The sequence below is a fragment of the Mycobacterium sp. genome, assembly GCF_004298145.1.
Lineage (GTDB): Bacteria > Actinomycetota > Actinomycetes > Mycobacteriales > Mycobacteriaceae > Mycobacterium.
Window position 1 is genome coordinate 49542 of record NZ_SCRH01000053.1, and the last position, 19702, is coordinate 69243.

Genomic DNA, 19702 nt, shown 5'->3' on the forward strand with positions numbered 1-19702 from the left:
CCCGCTGCGCGAACCACAAACGTCGTTGCAGGCGCAGCACTTTGCGCTCCGCGCGCCCGAGGCGCCGGGAAGTCTCGATCACAGTCATCGTCACACCAGATACCCGGGGCGCACTCGTTCAAACCGCCTGGCGGCACGGCGCGCAACTCAGTCAGATTCTTAACTATTCAGTTGGTGAATAGCCGAATCCGACGATTCGGTCACCTCGCGGCGGGGAATGCCATGGGCCGTCGAGCAAAGTGATGCGCGTGAACAGGATCCACGAGGACCGGCCATGTCCGACGGCCGAGACACCACCTGGGATCGCTTCCGGGACACCGCCAAACGCCACCTGGCGCAACGTCCGGACGGAACGATCGACCGGAGCCCGTGGCGATACTCGTTGATGAACCGGGGCCACGACTCCGCGAAGTCCCGACAGGGCCCGCCGGCCGCGGCTGAGCCGCCGCGCGTGCCGTAGGCTGAGGGCCACAGAAAAGCTCGGGCGTTCGCCTGCCGCCGATAGCGGTCACCGATACGCTGGCTGGCGGATTTTGCAAGAAGGATGCGGGTAAGTGACCAAGCACGCCGCCGCCGACCGGCGACCAGGCCGAGCCGAACTCGAGAAATTGATGTCGGCCGATATGCGCGCGATCACGGCGCAGTCCGACCGCATAGGCCGACACTTCGCCCGCCAGAACGATGTCAGCGGCACGGATTTTCACGCGTTGCTGCACATCATGGTCGCCGAAACCGCCGGAGAACCGTTGACGGCGGCACAGCTGCGACGGCGGATGGACGTGTCACCGGCCGCGATCACCTATCTCGTCGATCGCATGATCGACGCCGGCCACGTCCGGCGTGAACCCGATCCCCAGGACCGGCGCAAGACCCTGCTCCGCTACGAGAAACCGGGGATGGCCCTAGCCCGGTCGTTTTTCACTCCCCTTGGTGCCGAACTACATACCGCGCTCGCCGACCTACCCGATCGCGACTTGGCGGCGGCACATCGGGTGTTCATGTCGATGATCGAGGCGATGGCCAGCTTCGAATCCCGACTCGCAGCACCAAGTCCCAAGGCTCCCGCGACCGAACCGAGGCGCGCGACGGCCAAGGGCCGTCGCAGCCCGGTGAAACGCGGCGTCTAGTGCACCGGCCTCTCGTCCGCGCAGCCCAGTAACCGCCGCTCGATCAGGTCCACACCGCGGGCCACGCCCCCCGTCGCCGCGAGGCCCGCGGCCACCCGGTGCGCGCCACGGTGAGCTTGGCGGGCAGGCGGGTCCGTACCCATCCCCCCATGCGTGATCGCGCAGCCGGCCTTGTCGAGGATGGCGGCGTGCGGCACGAACCGGCACACGGTCGCGGCCCCAACGGTTCCCATCGACGATGAGGCATCCGGTCGGATCGCGCCCACCGCACGCCGAAGGTCGTCGACTTCCAGCGGTGCCCCGGTCGGCAGCAGATGCCCCAGGAACGGTGAGCCGCACGCCAAGGTGACGGCCACGTCGCGCGAAACTACGTCACGGGGACGAGGTCGACGTCGCGCAGACCTGCAAGGCTTGCGGCGCCGCAGCCGTGCAGGCAGACCCGAAGCTCGTCGATGAATGGCTGCAGCCAATCCACAACGGCGGCGGTGGATTCGATCGCGGCCGGCAGCAGCGGCCGGGCCATCGCCACGACATCGGCGCCCAGCGCGATCGCCTTGGCCGCGTCCATCCCGGTGCGAATGCCACCGGAAGCCACCAACGGGATCTGCGGTAGCACCTCGCGCACCTCCACGACCGCGCGCGCGGTGGGGATCCCCCAGTCGGCCAGATCCGGATAGCGCAGTTCGCCGTAGCGCACGAACTGTTCGACCCGTGACCACGACGTGCCGCCGGCGCCCGCCACGTCAATTCCGGAGACCGGAGGTTTGCCTTCGGCCCCAAGAAGTTCCGCGGCCGCGCGACCGATCCCATGGCCGACCTCTTTGAGCAACACCGGATAGCCGATGGCGTCGGCCGACTCTCGCAGCCGGACCAGCGAACCGGAGAAGTCGGTGTCGCCGTCGTGCTGCATCGCTTCCTGCAGCGGATTGGTATGCACGGCCAGCGCGTCCGCACCCACCCGATCGAGGGCCTTCGCCAGGTCCGGTACGGCCGTCTTCGCCAGTTGAGACAGACCGATGTTGCCGAACAGCAAGACATCTGGCGCGACATCGCGAACCGTGAAGCTGCCCGCGGCGCGCTCCCCCAGCGCGTCGTCCAGCATGATGCGCTGGGAGCCGAGCATCATGCCGATGCCCAGCTGTTGCGCGGCCGCGGCCAAATTCCGGTTGATCGTCCCGGACAACTCGGCGCCTCCGGTCATCGCGCCGATGAGTATCGGATACCGCAGGTTGACACCGAAAAACGTGGTGGACAAGTCGATATCACCCAGGCTCGTCTGAGTGAGGGCGTTATACGGCAATCGGTAGCCGTCCAGGCCCGTGGTGACACGGTCATAGCCGACCGGCTCGCTGAGACAGACATCGATGTGCCGTCGTTTGCGGTCCTTCATCGCGCCCCGGTCAGCGGTCACCGCCGGTAAGCCCTCGCGTACATAATGTCCATAGTGCCCCCTGTGCGCACCGCCAGCGCGACCACGTTGCGATGCGTTATTTCAGTTGATTAATGTTTAACAAACTGAAAGGCTTGTGTTCGTGGTGTGGGAACCATTGGCCAGCGCTGTGACCGGTCGGCGTTCGTGGCTGCTCGCACTGGTCACGGCCCTGTTGGGCATCGGCTTCATGGTGCTCATCGGCGGGAATGCCGCAGCAGGCCAGGCGCCGCAACCGCTTCCCAACGACTCCCAATCCGCACAGGTGAACACGCTCGCCCGACAGTTTCCCGGCGGTGACCGCGCCCCGCTGATCGTGGTGGTCAGCCGCGCCGATGGTGCGGTGCTCGGCCCTCCCGACATCGGCGCCGCGAAAGCGGCCCGCGATCGGACACAGGCCGCCGCGCAACCCGGCGCGAACGCCGGCGCCGCGCCGATCCTGTCGTCGAAGGACGGGAAGGCCGCCCTGGGCGTCGTGCCGATCAGCGCCGGCCTGTCGGGGCTCGCCCTGGGCGACACGGTCACCGCGCTGCGTACGACCGCGGCGACGGGGCTGCCTGCGGAGCTGCGGGTTCACATCACCGGCGGCCCGGCGTTCGGCGCCGACATTGCCAGCGCCTTCACCAACGCCAACGCCACCTTGCTCGCGGTGACGACGTCGGTCGTGGCGCTCCTGCTGATCGCCACCTACCGGTCCCCGGTGCTGTGGCTGGCCCCATTGCTCGTCGTCGGATTCGCCGATCGGGTCGCCGCCGCGGTCGGCACGGCGGTGGCGTCGTTGACCGGATTGAGCTTCGACGGCGCCACGTCCGGGATCACCAGCGTGCTGGTGTTCGGGGCGGGCACCAACTACGCGCTGCTGTTGATCTCTCGATATCGCCAAGAGCTTCGGCGCCATTCCGGGCACCGGGCCGCGTTGCGTCACGCCGTGCGCAGGGCGGGGCCGGCCATCGTTGCCAGCAATGCCACCGTGGTGCTGGCGCTGCTCACGCTGCTGTTCGCCGCCACCCCGAGCACGCGCAGTCTGGGCGCGCTGGCGGCGTGCGGCCTCGTGGTCGCCGCGGTTTCGGTGTTGGTGATCCTGCCGCCGTTGCTCGCCGCGGGCGGCCGGCGGTTGTTTTGGCCGTTCATTCCGCACGCAGGGGACGACGCAACCCTGGATTCCGGCGCCTGGCATCGGATCGCGGAATGGGTGGTCCGCCGTCCCGCGCTGGTTGCGGTGGCCGCGATTGCGGTCCTGGGGGCCCTGGGCGCCGGCTTGTGGGGAACCCGGATCGGGTTGTCGCAGACCGAGCAGTTCCGCGTGCACGCGGATTCGGTGTCCGGTTACGACGTTGTGGCCGAACACTTTCCGGCCGGTTTGGCCAACCCGACACTGGTCGTCGCCCCCACCGCCCACGCCTCGTCCGTACAGCGGGCAATCGGGGCCACTCCCGGCGTTGCCTCGGTGACCGAGTCCGGCCGATCGGCATCGGGGCTGACGAAGTGGTCGGTGGTGATCGACGCACCGCCGTCGTCGAATCAGGCCTTCGGTATCATTGCCGCACTGCGGGATTCGACGCGGGCCGCCGACTCCAGCGCGCTGGTGGGCGGCGCCGACGCGCAGGCGCTCGACATTCGGGATGCGGCCACGCATGATCGCGTGCTGCTGATCCCGGCGATCCTGGCGGTCATCCTGGTCGTCCTCACCGTGTTGCTACGGTCCGCCCTTGCGCCACCGACCCTGCTGGCCGCAACGATCCTGGGCGCGCTGGCCGCGCTGGGCATGGGCGCCTGGGCGAGCATCCACGTCTTCGGCTTTCCGGCGCTGGACAACACCACCCCGTTGTTCGCCTTCCTGTTCTTGGCCGCCCTCGGCGTGGACTACACCATCTTTCTGGTCACCCGCGCCCGCGAGGAGGCCGCACCGCACGGGGCCCGCGATGGGATGGTGCGTGCCGTCTCGGCGACCGGCGGTGTAATCACCAGCGCGGGAATCGTTTTGGCCGCCGTGTTCTGCGTACTCGGGGTGTTGCCGTTGATCGTCCTGACCCAGTTGGGGATCATCGTCGGCCTGGGCATCCTGCTCGACACCTTCGTGGTGCGCACGCTGGTCATCCCGGCGTTGTTCGCCCTCATCGGCGACCGGATCTGGTGGCCCGGCAGCCCCGTACACACCGAAACCGTTGAGCGACAAGCGGATCACGACCAACACGAACGGAGTACACCGTGAACAAGTCGATATTGGGCGCGAGCGCCCTGGCCGTCGCCGCAGCCGCCGGCGCAGGCAGCGTCGCCAGCGCCAACGCCGCCTCGCGCTGGTATTCACGGCTTCGCAAGCCCGCATACCAGCCGCCCCGCGCCGCCTTTCCCACCGTGTGGACCGGGCTCTACGTGGACATCGCGGCCACGTCGGCGGTGGCTATCGACCGGTTGCGCACAACCGGGCGGCATGACAGGGCGCGTAGCTACGCCGCGGCACTGGCGGTGAATCTGCTCCTCAACGCGGGGTGGAGTTGGCTTTTCTTTCGGTACCACAAGCTCGGCGCGGCCGCGGTCGGTGCCGCGGCGCTGACGGCCTCCAGCGCCGACCTGGTCAGGCGCACCGCCGAAGCCACCCCGCGGGGCGGGCTGGCGCTCCTGCCTTACCCGGTGTGGTGCGGCTTTGCGACCGTCCTGTCCGCCCACATCTGGCGGCTCAATCGTTAGGGGGGTCGAATAATGCCCGCGCTGTTGTGGTTTCGCCGCGATCTGCGGTTGCGTGATCACCCGGCGTTGGTCGCCGCGGCCGAGAGCGACGAAGTGCTCGCCTGCTTTGTGCTCGATCCGCGTCTGGAAAGGTCGTCGGGACGGCGTCGGCTGCAGTTCTTGGGTGACTCACTGCGGCGGGTACGCGACGATCTGGACGGTCGGCTGCTCGTCGTCCGCGGGCGGCCCGACACACAAATTCCGCGCATCGCCAAGGAGATCGGCGCGTCGTCGGTGCACATCTCGCAGGACTTCGCACCGTTCGGCAAGCGCCGGGACGAACGGGTGCGGGCCGCATTGGGCGCGGTCCCGCTGGTGGCGACGGGGTCGCCCTATCTCGTGTCGCCCGGGCGCATCACCAAGCCGGATGGCTCGCCCTACAAGGTGTTCACGCCGTTTCTGCGGCAGTGGCACAAGGCCGGTTGGCGGGCACCGGCGAAATCCAGCGCCGCCTCCGCGCGCTGGCTCGATCCGGCAGGGCTACGGATCAAACACTGCGAAATCCCCGACCCCGGCGCCCCACTCGAAGTGGCCGCCGGTGAGGCGGCGGCGCACAAACAGTGGAGCTCGTTCGTGCACAACGCATTGAGAAGCTACGACGACGACCGCGACAGGCCTGACCTTCAGGGCACCAGCCGGATGTCGGCGCACCTGAAGTTCGGCACCATCCACCCCCGCACCCTCGCTGCCGACCTGGACCTACGCGGTGGTGGGGCGCAAGCGTACCTGCGGGAGTTGGCTTTTCGCGATTTCTACGCCGATGTGCTGCACCACTGGCCGGCGAGCGCGTGGCGCAACTGGAACGGCGATTTCGACGGTATCCGCACCGACTCCGGCGCCGAGGCCAAGCGCCGCTTCGAGGCGTGGAAGGCCGGCGAAACCGGATTTCCCTTCGTCGACGCCGGGATGCGTCAGCTGCGCGAGACCGGATTCATGCATAACCGGGTGCGGATGATCGTCGCGTCATTTCTGGTCAAGGACCTTCATCTGCCATGGCAGTGGGGCGCCGAATGGTTTTTGGACCAGCTCGTGGACGGGGACATGGCGAACAACCAGCATGGTTGGCAGTGGTGCGCGGGCTGCGGCACCGATGCCGCGCCCTACTTCCGGGTGTTCAACCCGAACACGCAGGGCGAAAAGTTCGACCCCACAGGCGATTACATCCGCCGTTGGGTGCCCGAATTGCGCTCGGCCGACGACGCACACCTGCGCAGGGGCGAGCGGCCGGACGGCTACCCGGCGCCGATCGTCGACCACGCCGCCGAGCGCGCCGAGGCGCTGCGGCGTTATCAAAGCATCTGAGCCGACAGGTTGCCGGTGACCGCGTCCGAGAACCCACGTGCACCGTGCAAATCCGCTAGCAGATCCTCAAGCAGAGTCATGGTGCCGCCAGGGTGCCGATGCGGCACGAACGTCGATGCGGGCGACGTCAATTTCCATTTCAAGTTCGACGAGCACCCGCTACCAAATAGCTAGCGGGAAGCCTTTTTACGTTCGATGTCGGCCAGGGCCGCGGCCAGTTCGGCGCGCTGCGCGGCCGAGCTCTCCCAGGAGAGCTGGCGGTTCTTGACCACCTTGGCCGGCGCGCCGACCGCGATCGAGTAGTCCGGAATCACACCGCGGACCACCGCATGCGATCCCAGCACGCAGCCGCGTCCGACGGACGTGCCGCGCAGCACCGACACCTTGACGCCCACCCAGGTGTCCGGGCCGATCCGCACCGGGGACTTGACGATGCCCTGGTCCTTGATCGGCAAGTCGATGTTGTCCATGCGGTGGTCGAAATCGCAGACATAGCACCAGTCGGCCATCAACACCGAATCGCCGAGCTCGATGTCGAGGTAGGCGTTGATGACGTTGTCGCGACCCAGCACCACCTTGTCGCCGAACCGCAGCGAGCCCTCGTGCGCCCGGATGGTGTTCTTGTCGCCGATGTGGACCCAGCGACCGATCTCGAGCTGCGCGAGCTCAGGCGTGGCGTGGATCTCTACGCCCTTGCCGAGAAACACCATCCCGCGGGTGATGATGTGCGGGTTGGCCAGCTTGAACTTCAGCAGCCGCCAGTAGCGCACCAGATACCAGGGGGTGTACGCGCGGTTGCGCAGCACCCATTTCAGCGAGGCCACCGTGAGGAATTTGGCCTGGCGCGGGTCGCGCAGGTTCGATCCACGCCAGCGGCGGTGGACCGGGGCGCCCCACATGCTCGTCATGGCCGGAAAGCCTAACCCGGCGACGATGCACGCCGGTACGGCGGGCTGAGGAGCCGGGCAATCCAACACAGCCGGCGACGATGCGCGCCGGTACGGCGGCCTGAGGAGCGGCCGATCGGACGCGCATAGATCGGGACGGGTTACCCTCACCTGTACTCAATCGCCGCTCATGCCGCACGGCCGGGTCACCCCGGGCGGACCGCGTCGGAAGAAGGATTTGGGAACCAGGTGCTGGCCGGACATCTCCCGCGTGGGCTTCGGCGTTGCTCATCTGTGCTGCTGGCGGCGGTGATCACGGCCGGGGTCAACGCGTGCGGCAACACCGACTCGTGGGTCGACGCGTCGGCCGCGCAGGGATGGCCGGCGCAATTCGCCGACGCCGCCAACAGCAGCTACACCGCCACCGGCGGGGCCGCCAAGCTGTCGTTGCAGTGGACCCGGTCGGTCAAGGGAAGCCTGGGGGCCGGGCCGGCGCTCAGTGCGCGCGGCTATCTGGCACTCAACGCCCAGACGTCGGCGGGTTGCTCGCTGATGGAGTGGGAAAACAACAACAACGGGCGGCAGCGCTGGTGTGTGCGGTTGTTCCAGGGCGGCGGCTTCGGCGGTCCCCTGCTCGACGGTTTCGACAACCTGTACGTCGGTCAGCCCGGAGCGTTCCTGTCTTTCCCGATAACCCAGTGGACGCGGTGGCGCCAGCCGGTGATCGGCATGCCCACGACGCCGCGGTTCCTGGGGAATGGCGAGCTGCTCGTCGCCACGCACCTGGGGCAGGTGCTGGTTTTCGACGCCCATCGCGGCCAGGTGGTGAGCAGCCCACTCGACCTGGTGGACGGTATCGATCCCACCGATGCGCTGCGCGGGCTGGCCGATTGCGCACCGGCCCGCCAGGGCTGCCCGGTGGCGGCGGCCCCCGCCTTCTCGGCGGCCAACGGGGTGGCGGTGCTCGGCGTCTGGCAGCCGGGGGCTCCCGCCGCGGTTCTGGTGGGGCTGAAGTACCACCCGGGGCAGAGCCCGCTGCTGACCAAGGAGTGGACCAGCGACGCCGTGGGCGCCGGCGTGATCGCCAGCCCGGTGCTGTCGGCCGACGGGTCGACCGTCTATGTCAACGGCCGCGACCAGCGCCTGTGGGCACTACGCGCCGCGGACGCGAAGGTGAAGTGGTCGGCGCCGCTGGGATTCCTGGCGCAGACTCCCCCCGCCGTCACGCCGCAGGGGCTGATCGTGTCGGGCGGTGGGCCCGACACCCGGCTGGTCGCGTTCAAGGACGCCGGTGACCACGCCGATCAGGTGTGGCGCCGCGACGACGTCGTCCCCCTGTCGTCCTCCAGCCTGGCCGGGGCCGGTGTCGGCTACACGGTGGTCAGCGGGCCGCCGGCCAATGGCGCACCCGGGATGTCGGTGCTGGTCTTCGATCCGGGTGACGGCCACACGCTGAACAGCTATGAGCTGCCGGCGGCCACCGGGTACCCCCTGGGGGCCGCGGTCGGCACCGACCGCCGGGTGGTGGCCGCCACCAGCGACGGCCAGATCTACGGTTTCGCGCCGGCCTGACCGGGACACACTCCCGTGGTGCCGATCGACGACCCAACAGCGCAGGGCGCCGAGACCACCAACACAGCGGCGGGCCGCCGCACCAACACGGCCGACATCGTGGCGACACTCGTCTTGCTGGTCATCCACGGAGGCCTGTTCGGGGCGACCTTCGTCGTGCTTGGCCTGCTCGTGATGAGCACCGACCCGTGCGGCTATCAGACGTGCGGCGATCCCGCCTGGATCGACCGGGCCATGGACCTGGGCACCTGGGGCGGTGCCACCGTGTTAGTCGTCGACGTCGTGGTCGCCGTGTATCTGCTGGTGCGCAAGAGAACGGCCTTCTTCGTCCCGATCATCGGTTGCGTCGCGCAGGTGGCGTTGGCGGCCGTGGCCGTGGCGATCGAGTTGCGGGCCGGGCCGGTCTGAGCCCAGGTCCGAAGGTGGCGACCCGCTGTACCCGACTACGCCGCGCTTGCGATCGCCACTCAGATGGCCAGCGGTGGGATGGCGTTACGTGGTACCTGCGCCTGTGCCGGCCCGCCGAACGCCGGCAGCATCTCGCCGGGGGCGAAGTAGAAGATCAGCTGATCATCGGTGATGGCGAAGTTCTGATAGTGCGACGGGTCATGGCCCGTGGACGGCAAAATCGCGGCACCCAAAGGGGTTTGACGTTCCAAGTCGCGCTGGACGATCGGGAAGATGGCATCCAGCGGCGTAGCGCCCGGGGGGAACAGGTTGTCGAAGGTGATGGGCTGCTTCGTGCCGAGGTTGTAGTTGAACGCCTTGTACCAGATCGACGAACGCGTACCCCCGACATCCTGGAAGAACTTGAGCACAACGCTGCGGGTGTTGTGTGGCGGCTGGCCGGCGCTGTGCTGGTCGGTGGTGGCCTCTAATTGGTAGGGCTGGTCACGGCCCCCGGAACTCTGCGCGACGTTGACGAAGCCGTCCCGGTTTTGGGTGATGTAGTCGGTCAGGGCTTGCTGGTCCGGGTAGTCGGTGGGAAACGTCATGTTGAGCATGTAGTTGACCCCGGTGGCGTGCACGCGACACATCTGGCCGGCCTCGACGCTGCCGCCCAAGCTGGCACACGACGCTGGCGCGGCCGCGGCGGGCCAACCCAACAACGCCGCCGGTACCAGCAGCGCAGCGGCTATCAGATAACGCATCGTGGAATTGTCCTCGCAAACTAACCGGGGCGGGGGTGACCGGAAAAGTAACCGCCGCCAGCGTACCCGGCGCTACCGGGAGGGTCGGCAAACGAACGCCATCGCGCGGCTGGAGGCCCGCGCACCGATGCGGGTGATGACCACCGACAGCGGCCGGCCGCCCCGCAGCCGCATCCGTTTCCGCAGCGCGTCGGGGTCGACCCGCACCCCGCGGACCAAAACCTCCAGCGACGCGCAGTCCAGCGCCGACAACGCCTGCCGAAGCCGTCGTTCATCGAAGACCAGCTGCTCGAGCACCTCGAAACCCCGCACCGCGGCCGGCAGCCGATCACCCGAGAGGTAGGCGATGTCGGGATCGAGCTGCCACAGGCCGTGCCGCGCGCCGTAGTGGCGCACCAGCCCGGCCCGGACCACGGCGCCGTCGGGGTCGACGATCCAGCGCCCCACCGGCCGGACCGGGCAGTCATCCGGGTCGGCGTCGGTGAGCTGCTCGCCGCGATCGAGGACGTTCGCCCGGCGGGTGACGCCGGGCTGCGCCAATCCCGCCGACCACAGGCATGCTTCCCGCACCGAACCCCGATAGGATGTCACCTCGATTTCCCCGTCCAGGCGGAGGCGGCGCACCTCATCGAAATCGATTCCCGGAGCGCACTTTACGGCGAAATCTCGGCCCCGGTAGGCGTCGAGCAACGCGGCCAGGCCGGGCTGATAGTCATCGGTGCGCAGGCGCCGCCGGCCCTCAACGCGGCGCGCCGGATCGGCGACGAGCACGGCGTCGCGGGTGACCGGGTGCAGCGCGTCGGCGCGGCAGAGCCCGGCCGCCCCCACGTTGTGGCGCGCCATGGCCAGCCGCACCGGATCGAGGTCGCTGCCCACGGCCGTGATCCCGCGGGCGCGCAGCGCGGCCAGCTCGGTGCCGATCGAACAGGTCACGTCGTGCACGACGACGTTCGGGCCGCCCGGCCCCTGGGCCAGCCGCCCGGCGCGGTGCAACGCCACCGGCGCCGCGGTGGCTTGCTGCAGCGCCTCGTCGGTGAACAGCCAGTCCGACACCGTGACCCCCGGGCCCAGCCCGCCTAGCTTTTCCGAGGCGCGGCGGCGCAACAGGACCGTCTCCACCAGCACCGCCGCCCGGTCACCGAATTGGGCGCGGGTGGCGGCGACGTCGGCGACCCGGGTGGCATCGGTCAGCGCGAGTTCGGCGACCGCCGCCAGCGCCGCGGCGCCCGCTTGCGAGCGCAGGTACCCGACGTCGTTTGTGCTGAACCTGATTGCCCGGCTCCTCCTCACGCCGCCGCGCGGCCTGCATCGTCGCCGCGCTGAACCTGATTGCCCGGCTCCTCCTCACGCCGCCGCGCGGCCTGCATCGTCGCCGCGCTGAAACGCAGCCCAGGATTCAGGAGGGTTTGACCCCGGTCACCATCACGTTGTAGAACCAGCCCTTCGGAACCACGCGCCGCCACACATTGGCATCCGCCCAGCTCAGCGCCTTCCAGCCGGTGAAGGCGAATTTCGCCCAGCCCCAGCCCAGCCGACCGGCCGGCACCGACGCCTCGAACGTGCGCACCGGCCAACCGAACATCGCGGCGGTGAACTCTTCACTGACGGTCCGCACCTCGGTGGCGCCCGCGCCGGCGGCCATCCGCTCGAGGTCGCCCGGCGTGAAGGTGTGCAGGTCGACGATGGCCTCCAGCGCGGCGGCCCGGGAGGATTCGTCGAGCTCGGCCTGCGGGCGCCGCCAGCTACCCAGGCCGGGCAGCTTGGTGACGCTGGTGGCGATCCGCCAGGTCAGCGTCGACAGCTCGCGGGCGTAGACGTCGCCGGCGCTGGTCGGTTCGCCGGCAAACACGAACCGGCCGCCCGGGCGCAGCACCCGGATCACCTCCCGCAGCGAAAGCTCGACGTCGGGAATGTGGTGCAGCACGGCGTGCCCCACGACCAAGTCGAAGGTGTTGTCTTCGTACGGGATGCCTTCGGCGTCGGCGACCCGGCCGTCGATGTCCAGGCCCAGCGACTGTCCGTTGCGGGTGGCGACCTTGACCATGCCCGGCGACAGGTCGGTCACCGACCCGCGGCGCGCGACCCCGGACTGAATCAGGTTCAGAAGGAAAAACCCTGTGCCACAGCCTAATTCGAGGGCTCGATCGTAGGGCAACTCTCGCAATACCTCGTCCGGCACGATCCCGTCGAAACGGCCACGCGCATAGTCGATGCAGCGCTGGTCATAGGAGATCGACCACTTCTCGTCGTAGGTTTCGGCTTCCCAGTCGTGGTAGAGCACCTGGGCCAGCTTGCTGTCGTGCCGGGCGGCCTCCACCTGCTCGGCGGTGGCGTGGGGCGTCGGAACGGCGTCGGTCGAACTCGTCATGAAGGGCAGCCTAACCGCCGCCGGGGTCCGCCCTATCGCCACCGCCCTGACCAGCGGAGAACACCTCCGCGTAGCGGCGGCGCTCGGCGGCGAGCCGCTCGGCCGGCTCCAGGTCGAACACATCGTTGATGCCGGCCTTGGCCGCGGCCAGCGCGTGCCGCGGACCGTCGAGGAAACGGCGCGCCCATCCCGCGGCGGCGTCATACACGTCGTCGGGGGCCACCATTTCGTCGATGAGGTCCAGCGCCAGGGCTTCTTCGGCGTCGAAGAACCGCCCGCTGAACACCAGCTCCTTGGCCTTGCTGGCCCCCGCCGCCCGGGTCAGGCGGGCCATCGCATCGCCGCCGGGCACCAGGCCGGCCAGGATTTCGGTCGCGCCGAACCTCACGTTGTCACCGGCGATCCGCCAATCGGCGGCCAGGGCCAGCGTGAGCCCGGCGCCCAGGGCGTATCCCGTGATCGCGGCCACGGTCGGCTTGGGGATGGCCGCCACCGCGTCGATGGCCTCCTGCCGGACCCGGGCCGCGGTCTCGGCTTCGGGGCCCCGCAGCGTCCGCAGCTCGGGCATGTCGTCGCCGGCGGAGAAGATCTCGTGACCGCCGAACAGGATCACGACGGCGACGTCGTCGCGCCGCCCCAATTCCTCGGCCGCGGCGATGACCTCCCGGTAGACCTGGCGGGTCATCGCGTTCGTCGGGGGGCGCGACAGCAGCAGCATGGCGAGGCCGGCGTCCTGCGAACCGTCGCTGACCACGACGCTGACGAACTCGCTCACAGCGGCCACTTCATGGAACCGCCCGATTCGCGCGCACGGTGATAGCGGTCGGAGTCAAAGAACTCGAAAACCCAGTTGTCGCCGCGCTTTTCGAGGAGAGGCTGCACGGTCACGATCTGGCGCTCCACGGCCAGCACCTCGGGGACGCTACGGCCGGCCAGCGAGTCCAGCTGGGTCCAGGTCGGCGGCAGCAGGATGTTGCGGCCGGCCTCGAAGTCGTCGATGGCGTCCTGCGGCAACGCCCAGCCCGCCCGGTCGGATTCGGTGTTCTCGCCGTCGGCGCGCTGCCCCTGGGGCAGGGCACCCACGAAGAAATAGGTGTCGTAACGGCGGGTGCGCTCGGCCTCCGGGGTGACCCAGTTGGCCCACGGCCGCAACAGGTCCGAGCGCAGCTCCAGGTTTTCCCGCCGCAGGAAGTCCGCGAACGACAACGTCCCGTCGGCCAGCGCCCGGCGCGCGTCGCCGTACACCGACGCATCGCCGACGATGCCGTCCGGGTCCCCCGCCGGGCCGGCGAACAGCACCCCGGATTCCTCGAACGTCTCGCGGGCCGCGGCGCAGACCAGCGCCTCGGCCAGGTCGGGTTCGATGCCGAAGCGCTGGGCCCACCACTCCGGCGTCGGGCCGGCCCACGCGATGTCGGCGTTGCGGTCGCGGTCGTCGACGCCGCCGCCGGGAAACACCATCGTCCCCGCGGCGAACTCCATCTTGGCGTGCCGGCGCATCAGGAAGACGCTCAGGCCGGGGGCGTCATCGCGGACCAGCATCACGGTCGCCGCCGGCCGGGGAACGAGCGGGGTTTCCTCGGGTGATGTCATAACTGCCTCCGGTGGGCTGCGCGGGTACGGACTCGCCGCGCGAAGTAGCGCCCGTCGACCACGTCGAGGGCGATCGCTTGGCCGAATGCGGTGGACAGATTCTCGGCGGTCAGCACGTCGGTGAGCAGTCCCGCGGCCACCACCTGGCCTTCCGCAAGCAGCATGCAGTGGCTGAACCCGGGCGGGATCTCCTCGACGTGATGGGTGACCAGCACCAGGGCGGGCGCGTCGGGGTCGGCGGCCAGGTCGGCCAGCCGCGCCACCAGCTCCTCGCGGCCGCCCAGGTCCAGGCCGGCGGCCGGTTCGTCGAGCAGCAGCAGTTCGGGGTCGGTCATCAGCGCGCGGGCGATCAGCACCCGCTTGCGCTCGCCTTCCGAGAGCGTGCCGTAGGTGCGGTCCGCCAGATGCTCGGCGCCGAGGCTCTCCAGCATGTCGATCGCCCGGCGGTAGTCGACGTCTTCGTAGCGCTCGCGCCACCTGCCCAGCACCGCGTAGCCGGCCGAGACGACGAGATCGCGCACCACTTCATCGCCGGGCACGCGCTGCGCCAAAGCGGACGAACTGAGCCCGATGCGCGAACGCAACTCCGTCACGTCGACCCGGCCCAGCCGCTCACCGAGCACGAAAGCCACACCGGACGACGGATGTTCGGCCGCCGCGGCGATCCGCAACAGCGACGTTTTGCCGGCCCCGTTGGGCCCGACGATCACCCAACGCTCGTCGAGTTCGACAGCCCAATCGAGCGGCCCGACCAGGACGTTGCCGCCGCGCTGCAGCACCACCTCGCGCAACTCGATCAGCAGATCGGGGTCGGCTGCCTCGCTGGTCTGGTCGGCTGCGCCGTCGGATTCTCTCGAATCCTCGGGCTTCACCTCCGGCTTCCGTTTTCCGGCACCCGACCATCGTGCCGTACCGCGACGCTCGAATACCTGCCGGGTTCCACCAGCGGCGCGTCGCCGGGCCCCGCCCGGTCACCAGACGCGGAATCGCATGAAAATGGCCGAGATCGTGCGCTTATCCGTCCGCTCGCGACGAGGAGGCCGCCTACTCCGGCGGGATTTCCACCCGGCGGATCTCGCCGTCGATCGCGTCGGCGGCCTCGATTTCGCCGCGGGTGATGCCCAGCAGAAACAACACCGTGTCCAGGTACGGGTGGCTCAGCGACGCGTCCGCCACTTCCCGCAGCGCGGGCTTGGCGTTGAACGCGATCCCCAGCCCGGCCGCGGCCAGCATGTCGATGTCGTTGGCGCCGTCGCCCACGGCGACCGTCTGCGCCATCGGGACCCCGGCATGCTGCGCGAATTCCCTTAGCGCCGTTGCCTTTCCGGCGCGATCGACGATAGGTCCGATCACACGGCCGGTAAGGGTGCCGTCGACGATCTCGAGCTCGTTGGCCGCGACGTAGTCCAGCATCAGCTCCTCGGCCAACGGCTCGATGATCCGCCGGAAGCCCCCGGACACCACGCCGCACGCGTAACCCAGCCGCCGCAGGGTCCGCAGCGTGGTCCGCGCGCCCGGCATCAGCTCCAGCTGGTCGGCGACCTCGTCGATCACCGTGGCCGGCAACCCCGCCAGCGTCGCCACCCGCTGCTCGAGCGATTGGGCGAAGTCCAGCTCGCCCCGCATCGCGGCGTCGGTGATCGCGGCGACCTTGCCCTCGGCGCCCGCCCGCGCCGCCAGCATCTCGATGACCTCGCCCTGCACCAGCGTCGAGTCCACGTCGAACACGATGAGCCGTTTGGCCCGCCGCTCGAGCGTGTAGTCCTCGACGGCGACATCGATGTGCTCTTCGCCGGACACCCGGTTCAGGGCGGTCCGCAACCGGCCGTCGGCTCCGGGCGGGACCGAGACCCGCAGCTCGAGCCCGGTCACCGGATAGTCGGAGACGCCGCGGATCAGGTCGATGTTGACGCCCAGCGCGGCCACCTCGCGGGCGACCGCGCCGAACGCGCCGGCGGTAATCGGCCGGCCCAGCACGAAAATGGTGTGCGTCGAGGGTTCCCGAATGATCGGCACCTCGTCGCTGCGCTCGATGCTGACGTCGAGGCCCACCTTGCGGATGGCCGACTCGACGTCGTGGCGCAGCGCGGAACCGTCGGCGACGTCCGGCGGGCAGCGCACCAGCACGCCGAGCGTCAGGCGGTGCCGGATCACCACCTGTTCGACGTTGAGCAGCTCGACGCCATGCCGCGACAACGCCTCGAAGAGGGTCGCGGTCACGCCCGGTTGGTCCACGCCGGTGACGGTGATCAGCACCGACACCTTGGGTGGTGGTGAGTTCACTCCCGACAGCCGCCCGTCAGGCCATCAGCTGCGAACCTGGACGTCGTCCAGCCTGGTGACGTCCTTGTCCGCGGGCCCGTGGGCCCGACCCACATGGGCCTCGGCGCGCAGCCGCTCCACCATGTGCGGGTAGTGCAACTCGAATGCCGGCCGCTCCGAACGGATTCGGGGCAGCTCGGTGAAGTTGTGCCGCGGCGGCGGGCAACTGGTCGCCCACTCCAGCGAGTTGCCGTAGCCCCACGGGTCGTCGACCGTGACGACCTCGCCGTAGCGCCAGCTCTTGAAGACGTTCCAGACGAACGGGAACATCGACGCGCCCAGGATGAAGGCGCCCACCGTCGACGCGATGTTGTAGGGCTGGAAGCCGTCGCTGGCCAGGTAGTCGGCGTAGCGGCGGGGCATACCCAGGTTTCCCAGCCAGTGCTGCACCAGGAAGGTGGTGTGGAACCCGATGAACGTCAGCCAGAAGTGCAGCTTGCCCAGCCGCTCGTCGAGCAGCCGGCCGGTCACCTTCGGGAACCAGAAGTAGATGCCGGCGAAGGTGGAGAACACGATGGTGCCGAACAGCACGTAGTGGAAGTGCGCGACGACGAAATAGCTGTCGGTGACGTGGAAGTCGATCGGCGGGCTGGCCAGCATCACGCCGGTCAGACCACCGAGCAGGAAGGTGAGCATGAAGCCGAGCGAAAACAGCATCGGCGTCTCGAACGTCAACTGGCCCTTCCACATGGTGCCGATCCAGTTGAAGAACTTGATCCCGGTCGGCACCGCGATCAGGTACGTCATGAACGAGAAGAACGGCAGCAGAACGGCTCCGGTGGCGAACATGTGGTGCGCCCACACCGCGACCGACAGGCCCGCGATCGACAGGGTCGCGTAGACCAGCGTGGTGTAGCCGAAGATCGGTTTCCGCGAGAACACCGGGATGATCTCGCTGACGATGCCGAAGAACGGCAGCGCGATGATGTAGACCTCGGGATGGCCGAAGAACCAGAACAGGTGCTGCCACAACAGAACCCCGCCGTTGGCGGCGTCGTAGATGTGGGCGCCCAGATGGCGGTCGGCGGCCAGGCCGAACAGCGCGGCCGTCAGCAGCGGGAACACGATCAGGATCAGGATCGAGGTCACCAGGATGTTCCAGGTGAAGATCGGCATCCGGAACATCGTCATGCCGGGTGCGCGCATGCACGCCACGGTGGTGATCATGTTGACCGCACCCAGGATGGTGCCCAGACCCGCGAGGATCAGGCCGGTGATCCACAGGTCTCCCCCGGCGCCGGGCGAGTGGATGGCGTCAGACAGCGGCGTGTAGGCGGTCCAGCCGAAGTCGGCGGCCCCACCCGGGACGAGGAAACCGGACGCCGCGATCAGCCCGCCGAACAGGAACAGCCAGTACGAGAAGGCGTTCAGCCGCGGGAACGCCACGTCGGGCGCTCCGATCTGCAGCGGCAGCACCAGGTTGGCGAAACCGAACACCACCGGTGTGGCGTACAGCAGCAGCATGATCGTGCCGTGCATGGTGAACAGCTGGTTGAACTGCTCGTTGGACAGGAACTGCAGCCCCGGAGCGGCCAGCTCGGTGCGCATCAGCAACGCCATCAGCCCGCCTATGAAGAAGAAGGCGAAGCAGGTGACGGTGTACATCACGCCGATCAGCTTGTGATCGGTGGTGGTGATCAGTTTGTAGATAAGGTTCCCTTTGGGGCCCGTGCGGTCCGGGTACGGACGAACGGCCTCGAGTTCTCCCAAGGGGGGCGCTTCGGCTGTCAACAGCTTCTCCAAACATCCGGATCGGATACTGGCCCAACATCACTATTGAGACGAATCTTAGCCGTCGATCATGGCGACGTCAGGGCTGGTCCTACAAACTGTCGTAAATGGGTCGGCGGGGTGGCTTGTCCTTCGGCGCGGCGCCGGGCGGGGCCGATCGTGGCGACCCGCTTCGCCCGGCTCCGCCGCGCTCGCGATCGCCACGAGCCCGATCGTGGCGACCCGCTTCGCCCGGCTCCGCCGCGCTCGCGATCGCCACGCTGGCCGGATGTTAGCGTCTGACGCGTGTTGTTCGGCGTGATCAGACCCGCCCGACTCGCCGCGGCCACCGCGGTGACGGCGGCGCTCGTCGCGGCATGCGCCGGCTGCGGGTCCGACACGCCCGCCGCCCGGACACCGACCCGCTCGCTGGTCACGCCCACCACCCAAATCGCGGGGGCCGGCGTGCTCGGAAACGACCGCCGGCCCGACGATTCGTGTGCCCGAGACGCCGCCGAGGCCGATTCGGGGGCCTCGAGGCGGCGCGTCCACAACGCCGCGGGGGTCGAGCCGGACGTGGTGCAGGTGGCCGCCGACCCGCAGCGCATCGTGGTGCTCTCCGGCGACCAGCTCGACGCGTTGTGCGCGCTGGGCCTGCAATCGCGGGTGGTCGCCGCCGCGTTGCCGGACGGCTCGTCGGGCCAGCCGGCCTATCTGGGCGGCGCGCTGCACGGTGTGCCCGGCGCCGGCGCGCGCTCGCACCCGGACCTGAAGGCGGTCGCGGCGGCCCACCCCGATCTCATCCTGGGATCGCAGGGGCTGACGCCCACGTTGTATGCGCAGCTGGCGGCGATCGCCCCGACCGTGTTCACGGGCGCACCGGGCGCGGCGTGGGAAGACAACCTGCGCACCGTCGGCGCAGCCACCGCGCGCGGTGGCGCGGTGGACGCATTGCTCAGCGGGTTTTCCCAGCGGGCGACCGACGTCGGCGCGCGGCATGACGCCTCCCACTTTCAGGCGTCCATCGTGCAGCTGACCACCGGATCGATCCGGGTGTACGGCGCCCACAACTTCCCGGCCAGCGTGCTCGGGGCGGTCGGGGTGGACCGGCCGGCGGCGCAGCGGTTCACCGACAAGCCCTACATCGAGATCGGCGCCACCGACGCGGACCTCGCGAAGAACCCAGATCTGTCCATCGCCGACGCGGACGTGGTGTACCTGTCGTGCGCCACCCCGGCCGCCGCCGATCGGGCCGCCACGGTCCTGGACAGCGGCCCGTGGCGCAAGCTGGCCGCCAACCGGGACAACCGGGTCTATGTCGTTAACGACGAGATCTGGCAAACCGGCGAGGGCCTGATCGCGGCCCGCGGCATCGTCGACGACCTGCGCCTGGTGAACGCCCCGATCAACTGACGGCGGGCAGCCGCTACGCAGGCATCGTCATAACGTGATGTTCGCCCCGTCAGTTGGCGGAAGAACGTTACCCTAGCTAAAATTTTGTTCGAAGCCATCAC

Annotated in this window: 18 protein-coding genes and 1 pseudogene; 8 read left to right on the forward strand and 11 right to left on the reverse strand. The window is 69.0% G+C overall.

What is annotated here, in order from left to right:
• Positions 1-274: 274 nt before the first annotated feature.
• Positions 275-460 carry a hypothetical protein gene (locus tag EPN51_RS22485; RefSeq protein ID WP_293047081.1) on the forward strand — a complete coding sequence of 62 codons (186 nt, stop codon included), beginning with the start codon at positions 275-277 and terminating at the stop codon, positions 458-460.
• A gap of 94 nt (positions 461-554) precedes the next feature.
• A complete protein-coding gene (locus EPN51_RS22490) occupies positions 555-1127 on the forward strand; it encodes a MarR family transcriptional regulator (RefSeq protein WP_293047083.1) in 573 nt (190 codons plus the stop codon).
• Here the strand turns inward: EPN51_RS22490 and EPN51_RS22495 are convergent.
• Together EPN51_RS22495 and fni are read right to left on the reverse strand one after the other, a co-directional pair.
• Positions 1124-1342: pseudogene (locus EPN51_RS22495) on the reverse strand (glycosyltransferase); the annotation flags it as partial. The gene EPN51_RS22490 and the pseudogene EPN51_RS22495 overlap by 4 nt on opposite strands.
• 152 nt (positions 1343-1494) lie before the next feature.
• Complete coding sequence (fni, locus tag EPN51_RS22500) at positions 1495-2517, reverse strand: type 2 isopentenyl-diphosphate Delta-isomerase (RefSeq protein WP_293047275.1); 1023 nt, start codon at positions 2515-2517, stop codon at positions 1495-1497.
• Positions 2518-2659: 142 nt separating this feature from the next.
• Here fni and EPN51_RS22505 point away from each other — a divergent pair, with 142 nt between their 5' ends.
• Genes EPN51_RS22505 through EPN51_RS22515 form a run of 3 tightly spaced genes read left to right on the forward strand, consistent with a single transcriptional unit; the run spans position 2660 to position 6585 of the window.
• A complete protein-coding gene (locus tag EPN51_RS22505; protein WP_293047085.1) occupies positions 2660-4768 on the forward strand; it encodes an MMPL family transporter in 2109 nt (702 codons plus the stop codon).
• Complete coding sequence (locus tag EPN51_RS22510; protein WP_293047086.1) at positions 4765-5244, forward strand: TspO/MBR family protein; 480 nt, start codon at positions 4765-4767, stop codon at positions 5242-5244. The genes EPN51_RS22505 and EPN51_RS22510 overlap by 4 nt, the downstream gene beginning before the upstream one ends.
• Before the next feature lie 12 nt (positions 5245-5256).
• Entirely contained in the window at positions 5257-6585 is a 1329-nt protein-coding gene (locus EPN51_RS22515; RefSeq protein WP_293047088.1) for a deoxyribodipyrimidine photo-lyase, read from the forward strand.
• Between the two features lie 170 nt (positions 6586-6755).
• Here EPN51_RS22515 and EPN51_RS22520 read toward each other — a convergent pair whose 3' ends face one another.
• The gene (locus EPN51_RS22520; RefSeq protein WP_293047090.1) at positions 6756-7493 is read right to left on the reverse strand and encodes an acetyltransferase; all 738 of its coding nucleotides are present in this window, start codon (positions 7491-7493) and stop codon (positions 6756-6758) included.
• A 273-nt stretch (positions 7494-7766) separates the two neighbouring features.
• Here EPN51_RS22520 and EPN51_RS22525 point away from each other — a divergent pair, with 273 nt between their 5' ends.
• A complete protein-coding gene (locus EPN51_RS22525) occupies positions 7767-9044 on the forward strand; it encodes a PQQ-binding-like beta-propeller repeat protein (protein WP_293047092.1) in 1278 nt (425 codons plus the stop codon).
• 24 nt (positions 9045-9068) lie between these two features.
• The gene (locus EPN51_RS22530; RefSeq protein ID WP_293047277.1) at positions 9069-9452 is read left to right on the forward strand and encodes a DUF6264 family protein; all 384 of its coding nucleotides are present in this window, start codon (positions 9069-9071) and stop codon (positions 9450-9452) included.
• Positions 9453-9511: 59 nt separating this feature from the next.
• Here the strand turns inward: EPN51_RS22530 and EPN51_RS22535 are convergent, their stop codons facing one another.
• The 8 genes from EPN51_RS22535 to ctaD all read right to left on the reverse strand — a co-directional run bounded on the left by EPN51_RS22535 (position 9512) and on the right by ctaD (position 18209).
• Entirely contained in the window at positions 9512-10195 is a 684-nt protein-coding gene (locus tag EPN51_RS22535; RefSeq protein WP_293047094.1) for an esterase, read from the reverse strand.
• Between the two features lie 72 nt (positions 10196-10267).
• The gene (locus EPN51_RS22540) at positions 10268-11485 is read right to left on the reverse strand and encodes a class I SAM-dependent methyltransferase (protein ID WP_293047096.1); all 1218 of its coding nucleotides are present in this window, start codon (positions 11483-11485) and stop codon (positions 10268-10270) included.
• Positions 11486-11591: 106 nt separating this feature from the next.
• Entirely contained in the window at positions 11592-12563 is a 972-nt protein-coding gene (locus EPN51_RS22545; protein ID WP_293047098.1) for a class I SAM-dependent methyltransferase, read from the reverse strand.
• Positions 12564-12573: 10 nt separating this feature from the next.
• Positions 12574-13338, reverse strand: coding sequence for an enoyl-CoA hydratase (locus EPN51_RS22550; protein WP_293047100.1), 765 nt, complete (start codon positions 13336-13338; stop codon positions 12574-12576).
• Positions 13335-14156 carry an NUDIX hydrolase gene (locus tag EPN51_RS22555; protein ID WP_293047102.1) on the reverse strand — a complete coding sequence of 274 codons (822 nt, stop codon included), beginning with the start codon at positions 14154-14156 and terminating at the stop codon, positions 13335-13337. Before EPN51_RS22555 ends, EPN51_RS22550 begins: the two co-directional genes overlap by 4 nt.
• Positions 14153-15028, reverse strand: coding sequence for an ABC transporter ATP-binding protein (locus EPN51_RS22560; RefSeq protein ID WP_293047104.1), 876 nt, complete (start codon positions 15026-15028; stop codon positions 14153-14155). Before EPN51_RS22560 ends, EPN51_RS22555 begins: the two co-directional genes overlap by 4 nt.
• A 172-nt stretch (positions 15029-15200) precedes the next feature.
• Complete coding sequence (gene serB / locus EPN51_RS22565) at positions 15201-16439, reverse strand: phosphoserine phosphatase SerB (RefSeq protein ID WP_293047106.1); 1239 nt, start codon at positions 16437-16439, stop codon at positions 15201-15203.
• Positions 16440-16463: 24 nt separating this feature from the next.
• Positions 16464-18209, reverse strand: coding sequence for a cytochrome c oxidase subunit I (ctaD, locus tag EPN51_RS22570; protein ID WP_293047108.1), 1746 nt, complete (start codon positions 18207-18209; stop codon positions 16464-16466).
• 285 nt (positions 18210-18494) lie between these two features.
• On the opposite strand from ctaD, the gene EPN51_RS22575 reads away from it, so the two are divergent.
• Entirely contained in the window at positions 18495-19601 is a 1107-nt protein-coding gene (locus tag EPN51_RS22575; RefSeq protein ID WP_293047110.1) for an iron-siderophore ABC transporter substrate-binding protein, read from the forward strand.
• Positions 19602-19702 lie beyond the last annotated feature (101 nt).